The 9,140-nt window shown below is 66.4% G+C and carries 7 protein-coding genes; all 7 read right to left on the bottom strand.

Annotated elements, in window-relative coordinates:
* Positions 1–217 precede the first annotated feature (217 nt).
* Positions 218–1,564, bottom strand: coding sequence for a phosphoglucosamine mutase (gene glmM, locus LC092_RS15950; protein ID WP_224808175.1), 1,347 nt, complete (start codon positions 1,562–1,564; stop codon positions 218–220).
* Between the two features lie 174 nt (positions 1,565–1,738).
* Positions 1,739–3,667: an ATP-dependent zinc metalloprotease FtsH gene (gene ftsH, locus LC092_RS15955; protein WP_224808177.1), complete on the bottom strand. Its 1,929-nt coding sequence runs from the start codon at positions 3,665–3,667 to the stop codon at positions 1,739–1,741.
* A gap of 129 nt (positions 3,668–3,796) precedes the next feature.
* Positions 3,797–5,137: a tRNA lysidine(34) synthetase TilS gene (tilS, locus tag LC092_RS15960; protein WP_224808179.1), complete on the bottom strand. Its 1,341-nt coding sequence runs from the start codon at positions 5,135–5,137 to the stop codon at positions 3,797–3,799.
* The gene (ybgF, locus tag LC092_RS15965; RefSeq protein WP_224808181.1) at positions 5,124–6,143 is read right to left on the bottom strand and encodes a tol-pal system protein YbgF; all 1,020 of its coding nucleotides are present in this window, start codon (positions 6,141–6,143) and stop codon (positions 5,124–5,126) included. The genes tilS and ybgF overlap by 14 nt, the downstream gene beginning before the upstream one ends.
* 261 nt (positions 6,144–6,404) lie before the next feature.
* On the bottom strand, positions 6,405–6,890 hold the full coding sequence (pal, locus tag LC092_RS15970; protein WP_412103594.1) for a peptidoglycan-associated lipoprotein Pal: 486 nt from the start codon (positions 6,888–6,890) through the stop codon (positions 6,405–6,407).
* 196 nt (positions 6,891–7,086) lie between these two features.
* A complete protein-coding gene (gene tolB, locus LC092_RS15975; protein ID WP_224808194.1) occupies positions 7,087–8,388 on the bottom strand; it encodes a Tol-Pal system beta propeller repeat protein TolB in 1,302 nt (433 codons plus the stop codon).
* A gap of 199 nt (positions 8,389–8,587) precedes the next feature.
* The coding region (locus LC092_RS15980; RefSeq protein ID WP_224808182.1) for a cell envelope integrity protein TolA at positions 8,588–9,140 on the bottom strand (553 nt) is incomplete at its 5' end.

A 9,140-nucleotide genomic window follows, 5' to 3' on the forward strand; every position in this document is an offset into this window, starting at 1 on the left:
TGCCGAAAATACTTAAGAGCCACTTAACCCTAAAAATTAACCGCGCTTTTTTACCTTAACAAAAAGTAAAAGAATGCCGGCGCGTTGCTTCCTGCGACGGTTCTCCACGGATTTGGGTTACCAAGTGATGAACACAGGGCGATACGCCCCGTTCGACACGGCCGTCGGGCAGGCATCGGCACGCTAAAGCTCAACCGGGACGAGAAAGACGCCGCCTTCAGGCAGCCGCATGGGTCACGGCGTCGACAATCCGCTCGACGACGCCGGCGAGCACGTCCTCATTGTCGGCCTCGCCCATCACGCGGATCAGCGGCTCGGTGCCCGACGGGCGGATCACCAGACGGCCGGAATTGCCAAGGGTCTTGCGCCCCTCTTCGATCGCCGCCAGGACATCCGGGTTTTCCAGCGGCTTCGAGCCCTGATAGCGGACATTCCTGAGGATCTGCGGCACAGGGTCGAAGCGCCGGCAGACCTCGGACACCGGCCGGCCCAGCTTGGAGACGCAGGCAAGCACCTGCAGCGCTGCGACCAGCCCGTCACCGGTGGTCGCGAAATCCGACAAGACGATGTGGCCCGACTGTTCGCCGCCGACGTTGTAGCCGTGCTGGCGCATGTGCTCGACCACATAGCGGTCGCCGACCTGGGTGCGTGCGAGGCTGAGACCAAGCCCGCCGAGATAGCGTTCCAGACCGAGGTTCGACATCACTGTCGCCACGATCCCGGACGCGGACAGCCGGCCGTCCTCGAGCCAGGACTGCGCAACCACGGCCATCAGTTGGTCGCCATCGACCACCTGCCCGTTTTCATCGACGATGATCACCCGGTCCGCGTCGCCGTCGAGCGCAATGCCGATGTCCGCGCGCACCTCGTGAACCTTGCGGCACAGGGCCTCGGTGTCCGTCGATCCGCATTTCAGATTGATGTTGTAGCCGTCCGGCTCATCGCCAATGGCGATCACATCCGCGCCCAGTTCCCACAGCGCTTCCGGGGCGACCTTATAGGCCGCGCCATTCGCGCAATCGACGACGATGCGCAATCCGGACAGGCTCATCTCGCGCGGCAGCGTGCGCTTGGCGAACTCCACGTAGCGGTCGCGCATTCCGTCGATCCGGCGCGCGCGGCCGAGCTTCGAGGGCGCAACCAGCATCGATGCCGAATCGCGCTCGATCAGAACCTCGATCTCCTTTTCCACCGCATCCGACAGCTTGTAGCCATCGGGGCCGAAGAACTTGATGCCATTGTCCTGATACGGATTGTGCGACGCCGAGATCATCACCCCGAGGTCGGCGCGGACCGAGCGGGTCAGCATGGCGACCGCCGGCGTCGGCATCGGACCGAGCAAAAGCACGTCGAGGCCAACGGAGGTGAAACCGGCAACAAGCGCGTTTTCAATCATGTAGCCGGACAGGCGGGTATCCTTGCCGATCACGACACGGTGGCGATGGGAGCCATTGCGGAAGGAGACGCCGGCAGCCATGCCGACCTTGAGCGCGATATCCGGCGTCATCGGCGCCCGGTTGGCCGTGCCGCGAATTCCATCCGTTCCGAAATATTTGCGTGTCATGTGAACCCTGCCACGTCCTGCAATAAGCCCCGGGCGACGGGACGAGATCCGCCGCGCTGCGTTTCACTATCATCATCAACACGCAAACACGTTCAAAATTTGTGTTCATTCGTAACAAAACGGCCCGGCGACAAGGCCGCCGGGCCGGATATGTCCTGCAATCGCGCGGCTAGCTCAGCCCTGGGGCTGAGGCTCCATGCCGCCGCTCGGCTGGTCGCCCTCGTCGCGGCGCTTCGCGCCGGTCTTCGGCACCGCCGAAACGCGGGTCGGCGGGGCGTCGTCGTCGGTGTCGCGCACCGGCGGCTTGCCGTCGAGCAGATCTTTGATCTCGTCGCCCGAGAGCGTCTCGTATTCGAGCAGACCGTTGGCGATCGTGTGGAGCTGGTCCTCGTGTTCGCCAAGCACGCGCTTCGCGGTCTCGTAGCCGGTGTTGACGAAGGCCTTGATCTCCGCGTCGACGATCCGCTGCGTGTCTTCCGACACATGCTGGTTCTTGGCGACCGAATGGCCGAGGAACACCTCTTCCTGATTCTCGCCGTAAAGCAGCGGACCGAGCTTGTCGGACATGCCGAACTGGGTCGCCATGGCCCGCGCCAGCTTGGTCGCCATCTGGATGTCGCCGGACGCGCCCGAGGTCACCTTCTCGTAGCCGAAGATCATCTCCTCGGCGACACGCCCGCCCATGGCCACCGCAAGATCCGCCTTGCACTTGGCCCGCGTCAGCGAGACCTGGTCCTTCTCCGGCAGGCGCATCACCATGCCAAGCGCACGCCCGCGCGGGATGATCGTCGCCTTGTGGATCGGATCGGAGGCCGGCATGTGCAGCGCCACCAGGGCGTGGCCCGCCTCGTGATAGGCCGTCAGCTTCTTTTCTTCCTCGGTCATGACGAGCGTGCGGCGTTCCGCGCCCATCATCACCTTGTCCTTGGCGTCCTCGAATTCGGCCATCGTCACCAGACGCTTGCCGCGCCGGGCGGCGAGAAGTGCGGCCTCGTTGACGAGGTTCATCAGGTCGGCACCGGAAAAGCCCGGGGTGCCGCGCGCCAAAGTGCGCACGTTGACGTCCGGCGCCAGCGGCACCTTGCGCATATGCACCTTGAGGATCTTCTCGCGGCCCGTGACGTCCGGGTTCGGCACCACAATCTGCCGGTCGAAGCGGCCCGGGCGCAGCAGCGCGGGATCGAGCACGTCGGGACGGTTGGTCGCCGCGATGATGATCACGCCCTCGTTCGGCTCGAAGCCGTCCATCTCGACGAGCAGCTGATTGAGCGTCTGCTCGCGCTCGTCGTTGCCGCCGCCGAGGCCGGCACCGCGATGGCGGCCGACCGCGTCGATCTCGTCGATGAAGATGATGCAGGGCGCGTTCTTCTTCGCCTGCTCGAACATGTCGCGCACGCGGCTGGCGCCGACGCCGACGAACATCTCGACGAAGTCGGAACCGGAAATCGTGAAGAAGGGCACATTCGCCTCGCCCGCGACGGCACGCGCGGTGAGCGTCTTACCCGTGCCCGGAGGGCCGACAAGCAGCACGCCGCGCGGGATCCGACCACCGAGCCGCTGGAACTTCTGCGGGTCGCGCAGGAACTCGACGATTTCCTGGAGGTCTTCCTTGGCCTCGTCGATGCCGGCGACGTCCTCGAAGGTGACGCGCCCGTGCGCTTCGGTCAGGAGCTTGGCCTTGGACTTGCCGAAGCCCATCGCCTTGCCGCCGGAGCCCTGCATCTGGCGCATCACGAAGATCCAGATGCCGAGGATGATCAGCATCGGGAACCAGGAGATCAGCGCGCCCAGAAGCGAGAAGTTTTCCGAAGGAGGCTGCGCGGTGATCCGAACGCCCTTGGAGCGCAGCATCTCCACATATTGCCCTGCCGATTCCGGCGCATAGGACTGGAACGTGTCGCCGCTCGTATACTGACCGGTGACCTGTTGCCCCTGGATCGTGACTTCCCGCACGTCCCCCTGCTCGGCCTGATTCAGGAACTGGGAGAAGGGAATGTTGTTCGTCTCGGTCCGCTGGCCAGGGTTCTGGAACAGCTGGAACAAGGCGATCAACAGCAGGCCGATGATGACCCACAGGGCGAAATTGCGAAAGTTGGCGTTCATTGCGTTTCCTTCACCGCGGGCGCGCGGCGGTCTGCGCCGGGGACGATAAGCATAGACTGCAAGATAGGTCTCACAGGCAGGACTGCCAAGGTGACACGCGAGATTTGCATCAAACCCCTCTCATTTTCCTTAAGTCATTCGCGAATGCAGCGAATTTAAGGAATTCCCGGTGGATTTCGCCGCCTGAAACAGCGGAAGCAGCGAAATCTCGACCCCGGTCGGCGGTGTGTTGCCCCCGAAGCCGGGACAATATGGCGCATCTTGGCCACGCAGCACGCAGGGCGCCATGTCGAAGGCCTGCGCCGGCCAGCCTGCCGGCGGAACGAGGCCCACCCCCCCGCCGTCCCGGCGTCTTGCATCCGCAAGGGCGAGAACCTCCAGCCGGTCGAGCGTCGTCATCGACACGGCAAACCGCCCGTCCCAGACCCAGGATCCGGGCGCCTGTGCCCGCAAGGGTTCCGGCGACACGCGGCCGTGCTCCCGCCAGACGACCAGTGCCGAGGCCGTGCGCCGCACGACCGCCCCGCACAGCGTCGCCTGCGCCCCTTCCGCCTGTGCCAGCTCGCCGATCAGCCGTTCCAGCTTCTCGACCCTAGGCGGATAGGCCTGTGCGCCGACCCTTGTCAAAAGATGCGAGACGAGCCGCAACAGCACTTCCTCCGGCAGATCCTGCAAGGCCGACAGCGGCACGCGAACGGGGCCGGCCGGATGCACCTCGGCGTGACGGGCGAGCACATCGTGCAACCAGCAATCCAGCGCGGTGGCAGCGCGCGAAAGCCGCGAGGCGGTCCGCGCGAGCCGCTGGGGTGTCAGCCCCTCCGCGGCAAGATCCGGCATCAGCCGCCGCATGCGCACGCGCGCATAGGCGGGGTCGTCGTTGGAAGGATCCTCGCACCAGTCGATGCCGCGCTCGGCAAGCGATGCGACCAGGCGCTCCTTGGCCACCCCGAGCAGCGGACGCAGGATCGCGATGCCCTCGCGCATCGCGACAGGCGCCATGGCGGCAAGCCCGTAGACCCCGCTTCCCCGCGCCAGTCTGAGCAGGAAGGTCTCGGCCTGATCGTCGAGGTGATGGGCAAGGATCAGCGCATCGCCGCCCTCTTCGGCAAGCGCGCGGGTCATGAGCGCGAACCGAGCCTCGCGCGCCTGCGCCTGCCGGTTGGCCAGGGGCTTCTCCCCGCTCCATGTCAGGATGCGGCATTCAAGCCCCTGCGCGCGGGCAAGTTCCGCGACCCTTTCGGTCTCTGCGGCCGCCTCCGGGCGCAGGCCATGGTCGACGGTCAGGATAGCGAGCTCCGGCGCACCGGGGGTGCGGCGCCGCCATTCGGCAAGAAGAACCATGAGCGCGAGCGAATCGGCGCCACCGGAAACGGCAACCGCGAGCTTGCGATACCCGCAAAGCCCGGAAAACAGCCGGTCGACTTCCTCCGGCGCGATCGCGCGGGACGAAACGCTGTCAGACGCAGCCACTGCTCTGCTTCTGGGCCTGGGCCTCGGCACGGATCGCCGTCGGCGCGCCCGGATATTTCGTCAGGAGCTCGGAAAAGGTCGCGCAGGCGGCATCGGTCTGGCCGATGCCCCGCAGCGAAAGACCGAGCTTGAGCAGGCTGTCGGTCACCTTGGCGCTGTCGGGATAGTCCGTATAGCTCTTCAGGAAGGCGTCGGCCGCTTCCCGGTACTGCTTGCGGGCATAGAGGCTCTCGCCGAGCCAGAACTGGGCGTTCGCCGCCTGCGGATCGTTCGGATAGGCGTCGAGAAACGCGCGAAAGCCGCTTTCCGCGGCCTCGTAGTTGCCCGAGAGGATCAGCGAATAGGCCTCGTCATATTGCGCGCGCGGAGACCCCGAGGACAGGGCGGCCATCTCGTTGCCCCCGCCGGAGACGCCGGGCGCCAGGTCGCCGCCCCCGCTGTCGCCCGAGGGCACGGAGCCGATGCCGCGCGCCAGCGCGGAGAGGTCGAGCGGCCCGCCACTGCCGCCCTCCTGATATCCGCCCTCAGCCGCATATTCCGCGTCCCCCGATCCGCCCTCGGCGGGAATCTGGCCGAGCGTGCCGGGAGCAGCGCCATAGCTCTGGCTGCCGTCGATGGTGCCGGCAAGCCCTTGCGTGTCGCCCGAGGACGGCGGGCGGGCATCGGAGCGCTTGCCGCCGCCCTGCTCGAGCTGCTGGAAGCGATATTCATTGTCTTCCTGCATCCGCCGGATCTGGTCCTGAAGCTGGCGGATCTGGAAATTGAGCTCCTCGACCTGGCCGGTGAGCGTGCGCATCTGCTCCTCGACCTGGTTGAGCCGCACGGCCGCCTGGCCGTCATCGCGCGAGCCGAAGAGCTGCGCCTTGGCCGGCAGCGAGACCACCGCCAGCGCCACGACGGCGGCAAGCGCGGTCTTCAGGAGCCGCGTGGCGAACGCGCCGCCGGCCGCGGGCCGACTTCGCCCCCCGCGCGCGGGGTCATGTCTGGTGGACACTGACAATTCCATGCATCTCCTCCGCCCCCACGGGGGTCGCTCTCGTCTCCAGGGTGGCCGGAGGTCCCGGTCCCTGTCCCTGCTCTTGTCGCGGCATCCTTGCCGGACAAGAGACCAACCTCAACATCCGATGACGCGCACAGGGCGCCGGGAGTTCGGCCAAAGTTTGACGGTGTCTGCGCCCGCAGGCAACCGGCGAGGGCAAAACGCGAAAACGGCCGGAGGCGCATTGCGCATCCGGCCGTTTTGAAAGTCCTCGCGTTCAAGCGCCGATCAGCTGCCGGCGTTGTCCAGCACGGTGACGGCGCGACGGTTCTGCGTCCAGCAGGATTCGTCGTTGCACACGGCAACCGGGCGTTCCTTGCCATAGGAAATGGTCTTGACGCGGCTTGCCGAGATCCCGCGCGAGACGAGATAGTCGCGCACGGCGTTGGCACGGCGCGCACCGAGCGCGATGTTGTACTGGCGCGTGCCGCGTTCGTCGGCATGGCCCTCGATGGTCACCGTATAGCGGCCATAGCTCTGCAGCCAGCGAACCTGCTTGTCCAGCGTCGCCGTCGCCTGGGACGACAGCGTGGTCTGGTCGTTTCCGAAGAAAACGCGATCGCCGACGTTGACGACAAAGTCCTGACCGGTGCCCGGCTGGACATTGCCCGTCAAGCCGTCCGGCTTGGTCTGTGCGCAGGCAGCGAGCAGCAGCGTGCCCGCGATTACGGCGGCGAAGCGTACGCCCCGTCCCTGCATCCCGAATTGCATCATGAATTCCTACTCCTGAACCCCACGGCCCCGACAGGGTAAATGCTTCTACAGCGAAACTGGTTAAGCCGCCGTTCAGCAACGTGGTTAATTTTTCCTTGCCCGCTTCGTCCGACACGGAGGGCGCATGCGACGCGCCGGTGCGGTCTCGTTGCGGGACAAGCGACGGATTTCGACCAGCGACCCTATCCCGCCGCACCTATTCCAGCAAGGGCGACCAGGCCGGGTCGGAGGCGAAGGCCGGCACCGGCAGGCGCCGCTCGTTGTAGCCGGTGAGATCCACCGTCCACAGCTGCGGCCCGCCATTGGCACCCGGCGTTTCCCGGAAGAACACCAGGACGCGTCCGTTCGGCGACCAGGCCGGGCCCTCGTTGTGATAGCCCTCGGTCAGCACGCGCTCGCCCGATCCGTCGGGACGCATCACGCCGATCATGAAGCGGCCCTGGTGCATCTTGGTGAAGGCAATGAGATCGCCGCGCGGCGACCAGACCGGGGTCGAATAGCGTCCGGGCCCGAAGCTGATGCGCTGCGGGTTTCCACCGCTTGCGTCCATCACATAGAGCTGCTGCGTACCGCCGCGGTCGGATTCAAACACGATCCGGTTGCCGTCCGGCGAATAGGACGGGCTGGTGTCGATCGCCGGCGTGTTGGTCAGCCGGGTGGTGCGGCGCGAGCGCAGGTCCATCACGAAGATATTGGCGTTGCCGCCCTGCTGCAGGCTCATCGCCACCTTCTGCCCGTCGGGCGAAAACCGCGGCGCGAAGGTCATGCCGGGGAAATTGCCGACGACCTCGCGCTGGCCGGTCTCGATGTTCAGCAGGTAGACCTTCGGGTCCGACCCGTCATAGGCCATGTAGGTGACTTCCTGGCGCGACGGCGAGAACCGCGGCGTCAGTACGAGATCGTTGCCGTTGGTCAGATAGCGTACATTGGCGCCGTCCTGGTCCATGATCGCCAGCCGCTTGACGCGCTTGTCCTTCGGCCCGGTCTCGTCGACGAAGACGATGCGCGTGTCGAAATAGCCCTTCTCGCCGGTCAGCCGCTCATAGATCGCATCCGCGATGATATGCGCCATCCGCCGCCAGTTGTCGGCAGTGGTGTAGAACTGCTGGCCCAGCATCTGCTGGCCGGCGAAGACGTCCCACAGGCGGAATTCCGCGCGGATGCGCCCGTCCGACTGGCGTTCGATCGCGCCGACCACCAGCGCCTGCGCGCCGATCGGGCGCCAGGAGGCGAACTGCGGCGGCGCAGCCGTGCTCACGGTCTTTTCGATGAAGCTTGCCGGATCGAGGGTGCGAAACAGCCCGGAGCGGCTGAGGTCGGCGGTGATCACCTCCGAGATCTGCGCCGCCATGTCGGCATCGCCTCCCTGACCGGTGAAGGTCGGGATCGCGATCGGCAACGGCTCGATATTGCCCTGGGTGACGTCGATCTCCACCACCGCGCGCGCCGGCGTCGGCGCCAGGGGGGCGAGACCGGCGACCGTCACCGCAACAAGCATCGCGACAGCGGACAACACGCGGACTGTGACACGTCCGACAGCCCGCCCCTGCTTCACGCTTGGCTTCATCGCTCGAGGCTCCATCATGCGAGGCTCCCATGCGGCGCGATCGCACGCGCCGTCTCTTGCAGTACCATGTTTGCGGGCGCGGCCGGAACCGCGTCCGTGCGGGAGAAGTCCCGGCTGGCGCTTCGTTGCATCATCCGCCCAACAGGTCCCGAGGGTCGAAATTGATGATGACTTCGCGCCAGGAGTCGTATTTCTCGGCCGGCAGCGAATAGGGCGCGCAGCGCAACACCGCGCGCCTTGCGCTTTCCGCCGCGATCGTGAACGACGGATTGCCGCTCGAATTCATCACTTCCGGCCGCTGGTCCACCTCGCCGGACGGCGTCAAGAACACCTTCAGCCGCACGTTGAGGTCGGAGGCGCCCGCCGTGCCGGCCGGCGGGCTCCAGCACCTGGAGATCTGCCCGCGCAGGGCATCCAGCTCCGACTGGCTCATCGTCACGTTGCTCAGCCCCTCGCGGCTGCCGAGCGAGGCGGGCGCGTCGGAGGCCGACGGCGATCCGCCTCCGGCCGGTTCCACCTTGTTGAGAAGCGCGGCGATCTGGTTCGGATTGAAGTCCTTCGGCGGATCGACCCGCGGCGGCGGGGTCGGCTTGCTGCGCGGACGCGCGGAGGCCGGGAGCGGCGGCGGCGTTTCGGCCACCTTCGGCTCGGGGTCCGGCGCGGGCGCGGGCGCAGGCTCCGCC

The organism is Stappia stellulata (assembly GCF_020176715.1).
GTDB lineage: Bacteria > Pseudomonadota > Alphaproteobacteria > Rhizobiales > Stappiaceae > Stappia.

Coding starts and splice junctions, on each gene's coding strand:
- tolB (WP_224808194.1), bottom strand. CDS start 8,388: ATGCTTGTTGCGGTGACGGTCGCCGGTCTCGCCCCCCTGGCGCCGACG.
- glmM (WP_224808175.1), bottom strand. CDS start 1,564: ATGACACGCAAATATTTCGGAACGGATGGAATTCGCGGCACGGCCAAC.
- ybgF (WP_224808181.1), bottom strand. CDS start 6,143: ATGGAATTGTCAGTGTCCACCAGACATGACCCCGCGCGCGGGGGGCGA.
- ftsH (WP_224808177.1), bottom strand. CDS start 3,667: ATGAACGCCAACTTTCGCAATTTCGCCCTGTGGGTCATCATCGGCCTG.
- pal (WP_412103594.1), bottom strand. CDS start 6,890: ATGATGCAATTCGGGATGCAGGGACGGGGCGTACGCTTCGCCGCCGTA.